This window comes from Thermoactinospora rubra (genome assembly GCF_002093975.1).
Taxonomy (GTDB): Bacteria; Actinomycetota; Actinomycetes; order Streptosporangiales; family Streptosporangiaceae; genus Nonomuraea; species Nonomuraea rubra_A.
Window position 1 is genome coordinate 102,377 of sequence record NZ_MSZZ01000022.1, and the last position, 16,069, is coordinate 118,445.

Annotated in this window: 17 protein-coding genes; 3 read left to right on the top strand and 14 right to left on the bottom strand. The window is 70.2% G+C overall.

Annotation, left to right across the window (positions count from 1 at the left end; genetic code table 11):
* Positions 1 to 52: 52 nt before the first annotated feature.
* Together BSB02_RS22095 and BSB02_RS22100 are read left to right on the top strand one after the other, a co-directional pair.
* Positions 53 to 1,777: an MFS transporter gene (locus BSB02_RS22095; RefSeq protein ID WP_084961356.1), complete on the top strand. Its 1,725-nt coding sequence runs from the start codon at positions 53 to 55 to the stop codon at positions 1,775 to 1,777.
* Between the two features lie 123 nt (positions 1,778 to 1,900).
* Positions 1,901 to 2,545, top strand: a complete 645-nt coding sequence (locus BSB02_RS22100; RefSeq protein WP_084961358.1) for a M23 family metallopeptidase — start codon at positions 1,901 to 1,903, stop codon at positions 2,543 to 2,545.
* Between the two features lie 620 nt (positions 2,546 to 3,165).
* Here the strand turns inward: BSB02_RS22100 and BSB02_RS22105 are convergent.
* Entirely contained in the window at positions 3,166 to 3,693 is a 528-nt protein-coding gene (locus BSB02_RS22105; RefSeq protein WP_240506576.1) for a MarR family winged helix-turn-helix transcriptional regulator, read from the bottom strand.
* 50 nt (positions 3,694 to 3,743) lie between these two features.
* Here BSB02_RS22105 and BSB02_RS22110 point away from each other — a divergent pair, with 50 nt between their 5' ends.
* Positions 3,744 to 4,688 carry an EamA family transporter gene (locus BSB02_RS22110; protein ID WP_084961360.1) on the top strand — a complete coding sequence of 315 codons (945 nt, stop codon included), beginning with the start codon at positions 3,744 to 3,746 and terminating at the stop codon, positions 4,686 to 4,688.
* Positions 4,689 to 4,928: 240 nt separating this feature from the next.
* On the opposite strand, the gene BSB02_RS22115 is transcribed toward BSB02_RS22110, so the two are convergent.
* The 13 genes from BSB02_RS22115 to rpsP all read right to left on the bottom strand — a co-directional run bounded on the left by BSB02_RS22115 (position 4,929) and on the right by rpsP (position 15,821).
* Complete coding sequence (locus tag BSB02_RS22115) at positions 4,929 to 5,795, bottom strand: tyrosine recombinase XerC (RefSeq protein ID WP_084961544.1); 867 nt, start codon at positions 5,793 to 5,795, stop codon at positions 4,929 to 4,931.
* A 548-nt stretch (positions 5,796 to 6,343) separates the two neighbouring features.
* On the bottom strand, positions 6,344 to 7,516 hold the full coding sequence (gene dprA / locus BSB02_RS22120; RefSeq protein WP_240506577.1) for a DNA-processing protein DprA: 1,173 nt from the start codon (positions 7,514 to 7,516) through the stop codon (positions 6,344 to 6,346).
* Between the two features lie 1,091 nt (positions 7,517 to 8,607).
* Complete coding sequence (locus BSB02_RS22125) at positions 8,608 to 10,143, bottom strand: YifB family Mg chelatase-like AAA ATPase (RefSeq protein WP_084961364.1); 1,536 nt, start codon at positions 10,141 to 10,143, stop codon at positions 8,608 to 8,610.
* Positions 10,144 to 10,497, bottom strand: a complete 354-nt coding sequence (locus BSB02_RS22130) for a YraN family protein (RefSeq protein WP_084961367.1) — start codon at positions 10,495 to 10,497, stop codon at positions 10,144 to 10,146.
* 110 nt (positions 10,498 to 10,607) lie between these two features.
* Positions 10,608 to 10,931, bottom strand: coding sequence for a DUF2469 domain-containing protein (locus tag BSB02_RS22135; protein ID WP_084961369.1), 324 nt, complete (start codon positions 10,929 to 10,931; stop codon positions 10,608 to 10,610).
* Positions 10,932 to 10,953: 22 nt separating this feature from the next.
* Positions 10,954 to 11,619, bottom strand: a complete 666-nt coding sequence (locus BSB02_RS22140; protein WP_084961371.1) for a ribonuclease HII — start codon at positions 11,617 to 11,619, stop codon at positions 10,954 to 10,956.
* Between the two features lie 36 nt (positions 11,620 to 11,655).
* Positions 11,656 to 12,345 carry a signal peptidase I gene (gene lepB, locus BSB02_RS22145; RefSeq protein ID WP_240506578.1) on the bottom strand — a complete coding sequence of 230 codons (690 nt, stop codon included), beginning with the start codon at positions 12,343 to 12,345 and terminating at the stop codon, positions 11,656 to 11,658.
* On the bottom strand, positions 12,342 to 13,175 hold the full coding sequence (lepB, locus tag BSB02_RS22150; protein ID WP_084961373.1) for a signal peptidase I: 834 nt from the start codon (positions 13,173 to 13,175) through the stop codon (positions 12,342 to 12,344). Before lepB (BSB02_RS22150) ends, lepB (BSB02_RS22145) begins: the two co-directional genes overlap by 4 nt.
* Before the next feature lie 124 nt (positions 13,176 to 13,299).
* Positions 13,300 to 13,662, bottom strand: coding sequence for a 50S ribosomal protein L19 (rplS, locus tag BSB02_RS22155; protein ID WP_084961375.1), 363 nt, complete (start codon positions 13,660 to 13,662; stop codon positions 13,300 to 13,302).
* 106 nt (positions 13,663 to 13,768) lie between these two features.
* Positions 13,769 to 14,542, bottom strand: coding sequence for a tRNA (guanosine(37)-N1)-methyltransferase TrmD (trmD, locus tag BSB02_RS22160; protein WP_084961377.1), 774 nt, complete (start codon positions 14,540 to 14,542; stop codon positions 13,769 to 13,771).
* Positions 14,539 to 15,033, bottom strand: coding sequence for a ribosome maturation factor RimM (gene rimM, locus BSB02_RS22165; protein WP_084961379.1), 495 nt, complete (start codon positions 15,031 to 15,033; stop codon positions 14,539 to 14,541). The genes trmD and rimM overlap by 4 nt, the downstream gene beginning before the upstream one ends.
* Positions 15,034 to 15,121: 88 nt before the next feature.
* Positions 15,122 to 15,367, bottom strand: coding sequence for an RNA-binding protein (locus BSB02_RS22170; protein WP_084961381.1), 246 nt, complete (start codon positions 15,365 to 15,367; stop codon positions 15,122 to 15,124).
* Position 15,368: 1 nt separating this feature from the next.
* On the bottom strand, positions 15,369 to 15,821 hold the full coding sequence (rpsP, locus tag BSB02_RS22175; RefSeq protein WP_084961383.1) for a 30S ribosomal protein S16: 453 nt from the start codon (positions 15,819 to 15,821) through the stop codon (positions 15,369 to 15,371).
* Positions 15,822 to 16,069 lie beyond the last annotated feature (248 nt).

The window sequence follows — 16,069 nt, forward strand, 5'->3', positions numbered from 1 at the left end:
CTATCAATATGAAGTATTGCCTTCAGAACTCTGAAAGGTTACCTTCACATTCATGAAGGAAACCTTTCACGACTCGGCGGCCCCGGCCGATCCCGTCCCCCTTCGCAGGCAGCGCGACTACCGCCTCCTGTGGACCGCGCGAACGGTGTCCCTGACGGGCTCGGAGGTCTCGAAGCTCGCCATACCTCTCACCGCGATCACCCTCCTGTCCGCCTCCCCCTCCGAGATGGGCCTCCTGACCGCCTCGGCCTTCCTCCCGGCCCTCCTGCTCGGCCTGCACTCCGGCGCCATCGCCGACCGCATGCGCAGGCTCCGCCCCTTGATGATCGCCTGCGAGCTGGTCTCGGCCGCGGCCGCGCTGTCCGTCCCCGCCGCCTGGCTCCTCGGCGTGCTGTCCGTCCCCTGGCTCGTCGCGGTCGCGCTGATCATCGGCCTGTGCGCCGTGCTCTTCCGGGCCGCCAACTTCCCGTACGTCGCCGCGCTCGTCTCCCCCGACCAGCGCACCGCCGCCAACGCCGGCTTCAACGCCTCCTACTCGGTCGCCGGCGTCGCGGGCCCCGGACTGGCCGGGCTCCTCGTCCAGCTCATCACCGCGCCGCTCGCCGTCCTCGTGGAAGGGATCAGCTTCCTCGCCTCGGCGCTGCTCCTGCGTTCGATCAAGGCTCCCGACGACCGCGAACCCCGCGCCTCACGCGGCCTGATGCGGGACGTCGCAGAAGGCCTGCGCGTGACGGTCTCCCGCCCCACCATCCGCGCCTTGCTCGGCGCCGGAGTGACGATCAACTTCTTCGCGACCGTCTATCTGGCGGTCTTCATGCTGTACCTGCTCCACGACCTCGGCATCCCCACCGGGATGATCGGCCTCCTCACCGCTCTGTCGGGCCTCGGCGGCATCGGCGGCGCGTGGCTCACCACGCGCCTGGCCAAGCGGTACGGCGAGGACAAGGTGCTCCTGGGGTCGGTGATCTTCTTCCCTCTCGGCGTCGTCGTCGTGGGGACTCTCGACGGCCCCCTGTGGTGGAAGCTCGCGGCGCTGGCGGTCAGCAGCACGGTCACCGGTGCCGCGGTCGTCGCGTTCGCCACGTGCATGGGCACCGTCATCATGCGCGACGCGCCCGCCGAGGTGCTCGGCCACGTCAACGCCACGACCACGTTCGCGGTCCAGGGCGTGATGACCCTCGGCGGCCTCGTGGGCGGCCTGCTCGGCGAGCTCATCGGCCTGCGCCCGGTCGTCCTCGTCAGCGCCGCGGGCATCGCCTTGAGCGTCGCCTGGGTGTGGCTGTCTCCGCTCCGGCCGGGCCGCTCCAGAGCCTCTTCCGATGCGGCTTCCGGCGGGGCTCCCGGTGCGGCTTCTGACGGGGCTCCCGGCGCGGATGCGGTACGGCGTGCCGCCGGCACCGAGGGCGACACCGACCACCAGACCGGCCATGCCTCACCGGCTCCATCTGATGGTTCTTCCCGGGCGGTCTCCACCGACCAGTCCTCCGCCCGCTTCCCCACTGCCTCGGATCACACTTCCGCAGTCTCGACCAGCGCCTCCGCTGCTTCGGCCCGCGCTTCCGCGGCCTCGCCCGGCGCCCAGGGCGCTTCGGCCCACGCTCTCGGAACTTCGACCGGAACTTCAATCCAGGCCCAGACAGGCTCCACCCGCGTCCAAGCGGCTTGGACGTCCGCCCGTGGTGCTACCTCGGCCCAGGCGAACGCCGTTCCCGGCGATCCGGCCCTGTCGTCGGCACTCCGCAACCTGTCTGCGGCCACCGATACCCGGTTCCTGTGAACGGGCCACTGCTGCTCTCGCCACGGAGCCGGCTGTCCACAGCCTCCTCCTGCCACAGACCCCTTATCCACAGAACCGCGTTCGGCTCCTCTTCGACCCAGCCGCTCAAGGCACGCTCAGGCCATGCCACGCCCGCCCCGGCTTCGCCGCCGCCCTCCCCTGGTCACCCTCACCGTCATCGCCCTCGTGCTCGTCGTGCTGGCCACCCAAGGCTCCACCTCGACGGCCCCGACCCGCCTGTCCCCCGTCGCGGGCACGAGCCGTTACCACCCCGGCCCTGCGACACCCCAGCGCACACCGCCCACCGCTCCATCCCCCGCGAGTCAACCCGCCCGCGCCCCCACGACCTGGCAGTGGCCCCTCCCGAGCCACCCCAGAATCCTCCGCGACTTCCTGCCCCCTCCCGAACCCTGGCTCGCCGGCCACCGCGGCACCGACCTGGCGGCACCGCCGGGAACACCCGTCCTCGCCGCCGGGCCCGGCGTGGTCGGCTACGCCGGTGAGCTGGCCGGACGCGGCGTCGTCGTGGTCCTCCACCCCAACGGCCTGCGCACCACATACCTCCCGGTCGTGGCGTCAGTACGGCAGGGCGACCCCGTGACGACGGGGACACGTCTGGGAGTGGTGCAAGACCGGCCAGGCCACTGCCACGAGCCGTGCCTCCACTGGGGCCTGCTCCGAACCGACCACTACCTCGATCCCCTCCTGCTAGTGGGACTCGGCGTGGTCCGCCTTCTTCCCTACTGGGAAACCCGCTCGCCTTCTTGAACGAGTGACGCCCTCGAAGGAGTGACGTCCATGAAGGAGTGACGTCCATGAAGGAGTGACGTAGTCCTTTGCCGACAGACGATGAACGGAGGTATCCGGTGACCACCGGCTCACGAGCGAACGGCCCTCCATCACAAGGTCCGCCCCGGTCCGCCTCACCGTCACGCTTTGGCCGGTACGGCGCGGCTCTGTGATCGGCAACCTCAACGGCGACACGGCCGACCTCCCCGAAGGCACGCCCCGCCGTACCCGCTGGGACAGACCAGACAGCCGCCACACTCCAGACGGCCGCCCTGCGGCCCTACTCATGAGCCGCCCCGCTCCGATCCGGCAGGCACCGCAGACAGGACCGCGGATACCGGCTCAGAACCCTCCTCAACCTGGCACTGCTCCCCGACCGAGAACTCTTGGCCCACAACCTTGTCGTCCGGAGAAAACCGCGGCGTCGGCCTCTCCACGTCAGCGCGTCGAGCACCCGCGGCGGCCGATCAGCACCGACAACCACCCACGACGTGAACACGGACAACCCGCCACGTGAGCATGGGCAGCCACGTGAGCAGGAACAGCCACCCGCCACACGAGACGGACGGCCAGCCGCGGCCGGTCAGCATCCGGGGCGCTCAATTCTCTTGCGTCGCTCGATCCTCCTGCGTCGCCGCGGCCAGAAGGTCCCGCAGCAGGTCGGCGAGCTGTGTCCGGCTCTCCTCCGGCAACCGCTCGAAGACCTCGCGCTGAGCCGCCAGCCCAACCACCACCGCCTCGTCGACCAGCGCCCGCCCTTCCTCGGTGAGCGTGATGACGAGCCCACGGCGGTCCGACGGGTCCGGCGACCTCGTCACCAAGCCGCGCCGCTCCAGCCGGTCGAGCCTTCCTGTCATGCCGCCCGACGTGAGCATCATCGACGCGCACAGTTCCTTGGGCGACAGCTGGAACGGCGCCCCGGAGCGCCGAAGGGTGGCCAGGACGTCGAACTCCCCCCGATTGAGCCCCAGCCGGCCGTACACGGCCTCCTGCCGATCACCGACGATGCGCGCTATGCGGTAGATGCGGCCGAAGACCGCCATCGCCTCGGTGACGAGCTCAGGTCGTTCGCGGTTCCACTGCGCGACGATCCGATCGACCTCGTCCTGGCCCGTGACTGTCTTCACTCCGCCATAATATCTCGACACTCATTAGCTTATCGCTAAGATACTTAGCTGTGAGAGACATACGGATCGTCGCCACAAGCGCCCTCGCCCCCACGCTCTGGGACACGACCTACCTGGTCACCACGGAGTTCCTGCCGCCGAACCGCCCGCTCCTCGCCGGGGCCCTGCGCGCGTTGCCCGCCGGCCTGCTCCTGGTTTCGGCGGTCGCCGTCCTGGCCGGTCGCTCCGCGCTGCCCCGAGGCGCCTGGTGGTGGCGTTCCGCCGTTCTCGGCACGCTCAACATCGGCCTGTTCTTCGCCCTGCTGTTCGTCGCCGCCTACAGCCTCCCCGGGGGAGTCGCCGCAGTCCTCGGCGCGCTCGGCCCCTTCGTCGTCGCGGCCTTCGCCTTCGTCCTGCTGGGCCAGCATCCGACGCGCCGCACCCTCATCGGCGCCGTGATCGGTGTCGCGGGGGTCGGCCTTCTGGTCCTGCGTTCGAACGCCGCCCTCGACCCGCTCGGCCTGGCCGCCGCCGCGGGCGGCACGATCACCATGTCGCTGGGCACGGTCCTCGGCCGCCGCTGGGGCACACCGGCCGGGTACGCGCACACCCCCACGGCGCTCCTCGCGCTCACCGGCTGGCAGCTGACCGTCGGCGGCCTGCTCTTGCTGCCGGTGGCGTTCGCCGTCGAGGGCATGCCCTCGACGCTCACCACCACGAACCTGGCCGGATTCGGCTACCTTTCGCTGCTCGGTACTGCCTTGGCGTACTTCCTGTGGTTCCGCGGCGTCACCACGCTCGCCCCGGCCCGGGTCACCATGCTCGCCCTGCTGAGTCCCGTCGGCGCCGCCGTACTCGGCTGGGCAGTGCTGGGCCAGGCGCTCACCGTCGGCCAGCTCATCGGCGCGGCAGCCGTCCTGGCCGCCATCTTGATCGGCACCTCATCCCCCTCACCCTCACGCCAGGAAGCGCAGCCGCCCTCTCCCACACGTTCGTCTGTGCTGGCCCGGCGCTAGATCCACGCTGAACGTGCCGACAGCTGTTGGGGAGACCTTTCCGTCTGTCCGTGTCTGGCCGGAGTTGGAGGTACGGCGAAGCGTCCCTGGGATCAGACGGATGCAACCGCATCTTCGCGCCGCCGAATCGGACGGGCGCGCAGCCGGTCCAGCGAACGGATCGGCGGGCGGCGACGCCAGAGCGAAGGGTCCGCGCAGCCACACCGCCACGCGGATGAATGGAACTCGTCCTGCTTCAGGTCATGCGCGCGGGTGGGCCTGGCGGTAGGCGCTACGGAGCCGGTCTATCGAGACATGCGTGTAGATCTGTGTCGTGTTGAGCGATGCGTGTCCCAGCATTTCCTGAACGCTGCGGAGGTCCGCTCCGGCTTCCAGGAGATGCGTGGCCGCGCTGTGCCGCAGACCGTGGGGTGCGAGGTCAGGCGCGCCTTCGACCTGGCGGAGGCGGGCGTGGACGATGCGCCTCACAGTCCCCGGATCAATGCGTCCGCCTCGAACGCCCAGGAACAGGGCATGACCCGACCGCTCACCGATCATGCGGGGCCGGCCGTAGACGCACCAACGGTCGAGGGCGTGGAGGGCCGGAAGCCCGAAGGGGACCGAACGTTCCTTGCGTCCCTTCCCCAGCACGCGCACGACATGGCGCTCCCGGTCGACATCGTCGACGTCGAGCCCGCACAGCTCGCCGACGCGCATGCCGGTCGAGTAAAGCAACTCCATGATCGCCTGATCGCGCAGGCCCTTCGGATCGCCGTCTTCCGGGATCTCCATCGCCGCGCGCGCCTGCTCCTGGTTCAGCACCACCGGAAGCGAACGCGCCGCCTTCGCGCTGCCCAACAGCAATCCCGGATCATGGCCCAGCCAGCCTCGCCGGTAGCAGAACGCGGTGAAGGTCCGCGCGCAGGCGGTCCTCCTCGCGAGGGTCGATCGCGACTTGCCCGCGGCATGCTGCTCCGCCAGCCACGCTCGCAGCACGGTGATGTCCAGGCCGTCCAGTCCGTGAGGAAGGAGGTCCAGCAGGCTGGACAGATCGGAAAGATACGCCCGGACCGTGTGCGGGGAGAGATCCCTTTCGAGCTTCAGATGCCGCTCGAACTCGGCCACGATCGTGTCCCTGTCCGCGGGCTGCGGGACGGGGGTCTGCCGGTGCTCTGGTGATGGCACATTCTCACTGTGCCCGGTTGGCTCCCCAGTTTTCTCCGCGAAACGCCGAGATCCGCGCCATTCGGTCGCGTTGCCTCATCTCACTCACGCTCTCCCGCACCTCACCCGTCCGTGATCATCGAGTCTCAGGTCGTCGTCGTGGTCGGTCTGGCCGTCGTGGACGCCGAGGGCTCGGCAAGTCGGTTCGGACGGGTTGGCGCGACACCGGCGGGCAAGGGTCCATGGCCCGTCCCGTGCCAAGCCTGGCCAGGCATTCCACCAGCACGGTCCGCTCCGCACCAAGGAACGCCTCAAATGCCCCGGCTTCCATCAAGGAACCGGCCTTCTCAGCGTCCAGCCTCCCCAAACACCACACTCCCTCAAGGAATCGACATCCCGTTACGAAACCAACCTTCCCCAAGCGCTCACCCCAAGAGACATTGACGCAGCGAGAAGGGCAGACGCTGGTGACGCCCCCATCCCACCAGGCACGACGCCCCATCCCGCAACCTTCATCGCGGACGTGAGGCACGAGCCCGCCGTATGCGCCATCCGGCAGTCGTACGCTCGACGAAGCCGGCCGCCGCCAGGCTCCCCAGGCAGCTGAGCACCGTGTTCAGATCGACTCCCGCCGCCACGGCGATGGTCGCCGGGCCCTTGCCGGTGCGCGCGGGCACCGCGTCGAGCACTCTCCGGCTCTCCTCGCTCAAGGAGTCCAGCGGCACGACAGGGCCACGCAGCTCGGGAGCCAGATCCTCGCCCAGGTCGCCGACGAGCTCGATGACTTCCTCGTACCGCGTGACGCAGATCGCCCGGCCCTCCCGGATGAGGCGGTGGCAGCCCGTGGAGACCTCGGACGTGACAGGACCTGGTACGGCGGCCACATGGCGGCCCAGGGACAACGCATGGCTGACCGTGTTGAGCGCGCCGCTGCGCAATGCCGCCTCGATCACCACCGTCCCGCGGGACAAGGCGGCGATCAGCCGGTTTCTGATGAGGAAGCGGCCACGGGTGGGATGGACGCCGGGAGGGCATTCGCTGACGAGCACGCCTTGCTCGCGGATGGCGGCGAAGAGGTTGGTGTGGCCGGTCGGGTACGAGATGTCCACGCCGCAGGCCAGCACCGCGACGGTGGACGTACCGCCCGCCAGGGCGCCCCGATGGGCGGCCCCGTCGATGCCGTAGGCGCCGCCCGACACGACCGTCCAGCCCGCGTCGCTGAGCTCGGCGCCGAAGTCGGCCGCTATGTGCACGCCGTACGCGGTCGCCGCCCTCGCGCCCACGACAGCCACCGACCGCAGGCACGAGAAGCGCAGATCGGCCGAGCCGAGCACCCACAGTCCCACCGGCACGGTGTCGCCCAGCGCGTCGAGCTGAGTCGGCCACTCGCTGTCTCCGGGAATGATCAGCCGCGCACCGGCCTTGTCGCCGAAGGCCAGGTCCGCCTCCGGATCGGCCTGCGTCAGACGTGTCCGCCACGAGTGGATCCGGCGGTCGAGCTGGTCTTTGGCGACCTCGCGTCCGTCAGCGGTGACCGCTCGGTCGGCGAACTCTTCCGGGCAGGTGCCGGATCGGATGATCTCGACGGCCGCCTCGGGACCGTAGGCGCGGACGAGCTGTCCCATGATGGGATCACCGCTCTCGGCGGCCCGCATCAGCGCTGCTCGGGCGACGTGCTCATGCAAGGTCTCCTCCAGGGAGTCGGGGTTAAGGAGTCGATGAAGTGGCGCGGGGTTGACGGCTGGGCGGGGTTGACAGCGGTGCGGACCTAACGGCTGGGCGGGGTTGACGGTGACCTGGCGTTGACGGTGACCTGGCGTTGACGGTGACCTGGCGTTGACGGTGGTGCGGACCTAACGGCGCGGCGGAATTAAGGCACGAACGGCAGGGCTGCCAGCATGCGCGCCGTCGCAGCACGATCGAGAACCGCCGACCGCGCCTACGACTGCCTACGACCATGCCTACGACCGCGTCGCGGCTGCGCCCGGAACCGTCGCCGTCGCCAGGACCGCCGCCGCGACATGGCCAAATACCACTTGCGTGTTGCGCCCCCAAGCCCACCGCCCGGCACAGCCCAAGACCTCCAGCCCCACCACGTGCACCGTCGCAGCACGGCCAAGCACCCAAGACCGTCACAACCCCGGCACCTCGCACGGCCGAAGATCACTAGACGCCATCGCCCAAGCCACTGCGTACCGTGGACCAAATCGCCAGCCACTACCACGTGCCCCGTACAAGCGCGGCCGAGAACCGCCGACCACACCCATGGCCGCAATCGCGGCGCTGCTCGGAGCCGTCGACCGTCATGACCGCCATCACGGAGGCTGGAAACCAGCCATGCACGCCATAGCCCAAGACCACCGCCCAGCACAGCCGAAGCTCGCCAACCGCATCCACGCCCGCAGGCGCGCCACAGCCGAAAGCGGCCCATGCCATTCCCCAAGACCACTACGTAACGGCGACCAAGACCGCCAGCCACCGACGCGACCTCCGCCAGGACCACCGGCCATCACCGTGCCAACGGTCACGGCACAGCGCAGCCGCAATGCGGCCCGCCGCGCTACAGCCCTGCTCAGCCGGAACGCGGGCCGTCGCGGCACCGCACAGGAGGCATCGCGCACGACGCCGCACCCGCAGGCCCGTCCCGCCCCGCGCGCCAGGCGGCCAGGTGTGCCGGACCCGCCCCATGCCCGATGCCGCCACGGCCAGGCGGATCCGCCCTTGAGGCACGACCCGCCACGTCCACGGCGCCTCGCCCACCAGCCACACCCCGGCCTCACGCACCCACCCCCAGCCAGAACGCCAGAGCACGCGAGGTCTCCTCTTCCCCCGGCTGGTCCCTGTCCGCCAGATCGGCCAAGGTCCAGGCGACCCGCACGACCCTGTCCAGGCCACGCGCGCTGAGAGTGCCGGATTCGAGGCAGGACGAGAGGGGCTTCATGGCGGCGTCACAAGGCCGGTAGTCGGCGTGGAGCGCGGCCGAGGAGATCTCGGCGTTGGTGCGCCAAGGAGTCCCGTCGAGGCGTTTGGCCGCCCGCTGCCGCGCGTTCAGCACCCGCTCCGCCACGGTCTTGCTGCTCTCGACGAACGTGCGGTCCGCCATCAGCTCGGCCTTGCTCGACCGCGCCACGGTGACCTTCACGTCGACGCGGTCGAGCAGGGGGCCGGACAGCTTGGCGAGATAGCGCCGCCGTAGGGCAGGGGTGCACTGGCATGCGTCACCCGGCGTGGCGGGCTGCGAGCAGGGGCACGGGTTGGCGGCCAGGACCAGCAGGAACCGGGCGGGGAAGGTGATGGTGCCCGCGGCCCTGGCGACCGTGACCTGGCCGGACTCCAGGGGCTGCCGCAGCGAGTCGAGCACGTGGCGCGGGAACTCGGGGGCTTCGTCCAGGAACAGCGTGCCGCGATGGGCCAGCGAGACCGCGCCGGGACGCACGACGGTGCTGCCGCCGCCCACCAGCGCGGCGGCGGTGGCGGTGTGGTGGGGGCTGACATACGGCGGGCGGCTGATCATGGGGCTGCTGGGCGGCAGCACGCCCGCGACCGAGTGGATGGCGGTGACCTCCAGGGCGTGGTCGAGCTCCAGGTCGGGCAGCAGCGTCGGCAGCCGCTCGGCGAGCATCGTCTTGCCGGTGCCGGGAGGGCCCAGCATCCACAGGTTGTGCCCGCCCGCCGCGCACACCTCCAGCGCCCGGCGGCCGATCGGCTGGCCCACCACGTCGGCCAGGTCGACGCTGGGCAGCTCGGTGGTGGGGATCGCGGCGTCGTCGGGGGATTCCGCGAGCGCCGGCGGCTCCTCGCCGTCGCGCAGCCATCCCACCAGCTGGCGCAGATCCGCCACGGGGATCACCTTGGCGTCCGGCACCAGCGCGGCCTCGGCGGCGTTGGCGGCCGGGACGACCACGGTGACCTCGCAGGTCTTGGCGGCGCCCAGCACGGACGGCAGGATGCCGCGCACCGGGCGCAGGCGGCCGTCCAGGCCCAGCTCGCCGAGGAAGAACGGCGTGGACACGCGGTCGGGCGGGACGACGCCCGCCGCGCCCAGGATCGCCACCGCGATGGCCAGGTCGAACTGGCTGCCCCGCTTGGGCAGGCTGGCGGGGAAGAGGCTGACCGTGATGCGGGCGTCGGGCCAGGGAAAACGACTGTTGACCATCGCGGACCTGACCCTCTCGCGCGCCTCGCTCAGGGCGGTGTCGGGCAGGCCGATGAGGTGGATGCCGGCCAGGCCGTTGCCGACGTCGGCCTCCACCTCCACGATGCGCCCCGTCACGCCGATGAGGGCGACGCTGCGCGTGCGGGCGACGGCCACCTACATCACCCCCCGGACGTGGCGCAGCGCGAAGTCACCGGCGAAACGCTCCAGCGCGATCACGTCGACCCGGACCGTGCGGAAGGCGCACGGCTGGGCGGCGAGCCACCGGGCGGCCAGCGCCCGCAGCCGGGACAGCTTTCCCGGCCGCACCGACTCCAGGGCAGTGCCGTGCGACCGGCCCGACCGGGTGCGCACCTCCACGACGACGAGGTCGTCGCCGTCCTGGGCGATGATGTCGATCTCGCCCTGGGCGCATCGCCAGTTTCGCTCGAGGATGCGCATGCCCCTGTCGCGCAGATAGCGGGCGGCGACCTCTTCGCCGTGCCTGCCGAGCTCGTCCTTCGCGGCCATCTGACCACCTCCGCGCCCGACTGTGGCGGAAGGGCCCGGCCCCGCGAGGCGCCGAACGCCGCTCTGTGGATATCAGGCCGAGGCGGCGGCCGACCTGTGGAGGGAGGAGCTCAGCCCGAGAAGCCCTCCTTGGGCATCTCCAGGTCGCTCTTGGCCAGCTCCTCCACGTTGACGTCCTTGAACGTCACGACCCGAACGTTCTTGACGAACCGGGCGGGGCGGTACATATCCCACACCCATGCGTCCTGCATGCGCACGTCGAAATACACGTCCCCGTTCTCCGCCGTCCGCACGTCGAGATCCACCGAGTTGGTCAGATAGAAGCGCCGCTCGGTCTCCACCACGTACGTGAACAGGCCGACCACGTCACGGTACTCGCGGTAGAGCTGCAGCTCCATCTCGGTCTCGTACTTCTCGAGATCCTCCGCGCTCATCCCGTCCCTCCTGTCGCGCCCGTCATGCGGCCCCCAAGTCTCCATTGTCCCGCATCTCCCTACCGACCGTGACGAAGGAGAAGCGGTGGTGCGCGCAGGGCCCATGCTCGCGCAACGCCCGGCGATGGCCCGGCGTCACATAACCCTTGTGCTCCGCGAAGCCGTACTGCGGGAACTCCTCGTGCAGCCCCGTCATGATGCGGTCTCGCGTCACCTTCGCCACGATCGACGCCGCCGCCATGCACGCGGCGACCTGGTCCCCCTTCCACACGGCCAGCGACGGCGCCGGAAGGCCCGGCACCGGGAAGCCGTCGACGAGGATGTACTCCGGAACCATGGGCAACCGCGCGACCGCCCGCCGCATTCCCTCGACGTTGCAGCGGTGCAGCCCCCGCGCGTCGATCTCCGCCGGCGGGATGACGACCGTCTCCACCAGGGCGTTGCGGACGATCAGCTCGTGCAGCCGCTCCCGCTCCCCGGGGGCCAGCAGCTTGGAGTCGGCCAGGCCGGGCAGCTCGCGGCGCAGGATCACGGCCGAGACCACCAGCGGACCGGCGCACGCCCCCCGGCCCGCCTCGTCGACCCCCGCCACCGGGCTCAGTCCCCGGCGAGCCAGAGCCCGCTCGTAGGCGTAGAGCCCGGAATCGCGGCGGACGACGCTGGGCCGGGGACGGAACGACGTTGTCATGACAGTCGCAGCATACGCCGCGACATGCCGGCGAACTTAACGAACCTTGGCGAACGTCTCGGGGGTGGAGAAGATCCCGATGCGGTTGAGCGGCCAGTACCGCAGGAAGGCCGTCCCCACGACGTCGTCCTCGGAGATCCAGCCGCCGGGCAGCTCGTAGTTGGCACGCGAGTCCGCGGAGGCCGAGCGGTGGTCGCCCATGAGCCACAGCTTGCCCGGGGGCACGGTAACCGAGAACTCCTCCCCCGACGGATAGTCATCGGGGTGCAGGTAGTCCTCGTCCAGCGGCACGCCGTTGACCGTGATGCGCCTCTTGGAGTCGCAGCACTTGACCTTGTCGCCGCCGACGCCGATGACCCGCTTGATCGTGTCCTCGCCGTTCCAGCCCTTGAACACGACGATCTCGCCGCGGTCGATGGAGCCGTCGAGCTTGTTGACGAACACGCGGTCGTTGATCAGCAGCGTGTTCTCCATCGACTCCGACGGGATGTAGAACGAGCCGATGACGAACGCCTGCAGCAGCAGCGCGAGCCCCACGCCCATGACCAGCAGCATGAGCGTCTCGCGGAAGCCGCCGCCCTTCTTCTTGGGCTTGCCCGCCTTGCCGCCGGCCTTGTCGTCTCGTTCCACGTTTCCAGCCGCCTTCCCCCCGGCCGCCCCGGCGTCGCCGGCGGCGGCGACCCCCGATCCGCTCTCCGCGGCCTTCTCCGAAGCGGACTCCGTCACTTCTTCCCCCTCGCCGCCAGCCTCCGGCGCAGCAGCACGAGGGGTACGGCTCCCGCGAACCCCGCGACCATCGGCGTCGCCCCGCCCAGCGCCCGCAGCGCCGGCTGGGCGAACGTCTCAGGGATCGGCAGCGTGTCGAACCGCGAGAACGGCCACACGATCACGAAGGCGCGCCCCACGACCTGGTCCACCGGAATGGTCCCCCCGCCGGGGTCGCCCATGTGCGCCCGCGAGTCCTGCGAGACGCGCCGGTGGTCGCCCATCACCCACAGCCGCCCCTCGGGCACCTTCACGTCGAAGGGCCGGTCGGAGGGCACGTCGCCGGGGTGCAGGTAGCTCCGCTCATCCAGCGGCACGCCGTTGACCGTCACCCGCCCCTTGGCGTCGCAGCACCGCACGCGGTCCCCCGCGACCCCGATGACGCGCTTGATGTAGTCCTTCTCGCCGGGCACGACGCCGAAGGCGGTGCCCACCCAGCGGAAGAACCCCGCCACAGGGTTCGTCGGCTCCTGAAGCCGCACCTCGCCGTCCCAGGAGTCGACCCCCGAGAAGACCACGACGTCGCCGCGCTCGATGTCGCGGGTGTGGTACACCAGCTTGTTCACCAGCACCCTGTCGTTGATCAACAGGGTGTTCTCCATGGACTCCGACGGGATGTAGAAGGCCTGGATCACGAACGTCTTGATGAGGAAGGCCAGGACCAGCGCCACGACCACGAGGACGGGCAGTTCCTTCCAGAACGACCCTTTCTTGTCCTTGCCACCTTTGGCCGGCTTCTGCGTGTCTTCCGCGACCACGTCCACCTCGTTGTCCTGGCTCTCGCTAGTCATCGCCCACGAGCCTAGATGATGCGCGTGCGCGACAAGCCACGACCGAGGCTACAGCCGTCATGCGTCGCTCAAGATAAAGAAAACGGCCTGGCACGGCCGCACCGTACCAGGCCATTTCGGACGCTTACTTGGCGGCCGGGGTCTCGCGCTTCTCGCGGATGCGGGCGGCCTTGCCGCGCAGGTCACGCATGTAGTAGAGCTTGGCGCGGCGGACGTCGCCACGGGAGACCACGACGATCTTCTCGAGCACCGGGCTGTGCACCGGGAAGGTGCGCTCGACGCCGACACCGTAGCTCACCTTGCGGACCGTGAAGGTCTCACGGGCGCCGGAACCCTGGCGGCGGAGCACGAAGCCCTTGAAGACCTGGATTCGGGAGCGGTTTCCTTCGACGACTCGGACGTGCACCTCGAGCGTGTCACCGGGGCGGAAGTCGGGGACGTCGCTGCGCAGCGCCGTCTTCTCGAGCTCCTGGATCTTCGTGTGCATGGGAACAGTTCCTCAACGTTTTCGATGGTCACGCGGAGGTCCACCCGGCCGAAGCTCGAAGGGGACACGCGCGCACGGTTAACAGGCCCGACACCGAGCCAGCGCTTCAGTCTGCCACATCTTCCGGCCCGGCGCGAAACGCGAGCTCCTCCAGGACCTGCCGGTCCCGCTTGTCCAGGCCGGTGAGCCGCGCCGCCAGGTCCGGCCGGTTGCGCACCGTACGGCGCAGCGCCTCGTCCCGCCGCCACCTGGCCACCTTGCCGTGGTGCCCGGACAGCAGCACTTCTGGTACGGCGTGGCCGCGCCACACGGGCGGCTTGGTGTAGACGGGCCCCTCCAGGAGGTTCTCCATCGCGCCGGGGGCGAAGGAGTCGTCGACGGCCGAGCTCGCGTTGCCCAGCACGCCGGGCAGCAGCCGCCCGATCGCCTCGATCATCACCAGCACGGCCACCTCGCCGCCCGCCAGCACGTAGTCGCCGATGCTGAGCTCGTCGACGCGCAGCCGCTTGCCGTACTCCTCCATCACCCGTGCGTCGATACCCTCGTAGCGGCCGCAGGCGAAGACCAGCCACGGCTCGGCCGCCAGCTCCTGGGCGAGCGCCTGGGTGAAGGGGCGGCCGCTGGGGGTGGGAACGACGATCCGCGGCCGGCCAGAGCCGATGATCTCGTCCAGCGCCTCGCCCCACGGCTCGGGCTTCATGACCATGCCGGGGCCGCCGCCGTACGGGGTGTCGTCGACGGTCTTGTGGACGTCGTGGGTCCAGTCGCGCAGTTGGTGGAGCCGCACGTCGAGGAGGCCGCGCTCGCGCGCCTTGCCGATGAGGGAGACCTCCAGCGGCGAGAAGTACTCGGGGAAGATCGAGACGATGTCGACCCTCATGACAGCAACCCTTCAGGCGGGTCGACGACGAGCCGCCCGGCCTCGAGGTCGACCTCCGGCACCAGGGCCTTGACGAACGGCACGTAGGCGTCCTCCTGGCCGCCGCGCCGTACCACCAGCAGGTCCTGGCCGTGGTGGAGCACGTCGGCCACCTCGCCCACGAGCTCGCCCGAGACCGTCACCACGGTGAGCCCGATGAGCTGGTGGTCGTGGAACTCGTCGGGGTCGTCGGTGGGCGGCAGCTGCGAGGAGTCGATGAGCAGCATCGTGTCGCGCAGCTCCTCGGCCTGGTCGCGGCTGTGCACGCCCTCCAGGCTCAGCAGCAGCACGCCCTTGTGCCAGCGGGTGCCGGCCACCACGAGCTCCCCCGCGTCGGTGGCGAAGGAGACGCCGGGCCGGAAGCGCGCGGCCGGGTCGTCGGTGAGCACCTCGACGGTGACCTCGCCGCGCACGCCGTGCGGGCGGCCGATGCGGCCGACGGCCAGCTTCACGACCTCGCCTCCAACGAAACTCCCAACCGGACAACAACAAACAACGCGCCCCCACCGGGACACCGATGAGGGCGCGCGAGAGCTCCCGCTAGCGGGCCACTTCGTATAGGTCGCGCAGGTCGACCTGGACCCGCTTCCCGCCGGCCAGGGCGTTGACGACGGTGCGCAACGCCTTGGCCGTGCGGCCGTTGCGGCCGATGACCTTGCCGAGGTCGTCGGGGTGCACCCGGACCTCGAGCACGCTCCCGCTGCGGATGCGGCGCGAGCGGACCCGGACGTCGTCGGGGTGGTCGACGATGCCCTTCACGAGGTGCTCGAGTGCCTCCTCGAGCATGTCAGCCCTCATTCTCCGGCGCGGCCGGGGTCTCGGCGGGGGCCTCGGCGGCCTCTTCCTTCTTCGGCCTGGCCTTCTTCGGCGTGGTGGCGGCCGTGCCGGTGTCACCGCCGGACAGGGCCTCCTTGGCGGCGGCCTCGTAGATCGCGTGGCGGTCGGGCTTGGGCTCGGCCACCTTCAGCGGCGGCGGGGCGGGCTCGCCCTTGAACTTCTGCCAGTCGCCGGTGAGCTTGAGCAGCTTCAGGACGGGCTCGGTCGGCTGGGCGCCGACGCTCAGCCAGTACTGTGCGCGCTCGGAGTTCACCTCGATGCGGGAGGGGTTCTCCTTCGGGTGGTACAGGCCGATCTCCTCGATCGCCCGACCGTCGCGCTTGGTCCGGCTGTCGGCGATGACGATGCGGTACTGCGGGTTGCGGATCATGCCGAGCCGCTTGAGCTTGATCTTGACTGCCACGGGTGTGGTCTCTCCTGCATTCGAGCGTGGGTGAACGGCACCTCGCCGAGTGGGGCACGACGGGAACCGTCCGAGGGACAGACGCGGCCTGCGGGCAGTGAGAGGGCACCCACATGGTCACGGTGTTCCAACATGCCATTGTGCCAGATCGACACGAGTGCCTCGGTCAGGCGCGCGGGATGATCCCCCAGACCTGCAGCGCGTACAGCACCGCCGTCCCGAGGACCAGCAGCGCGATGATCCACTGC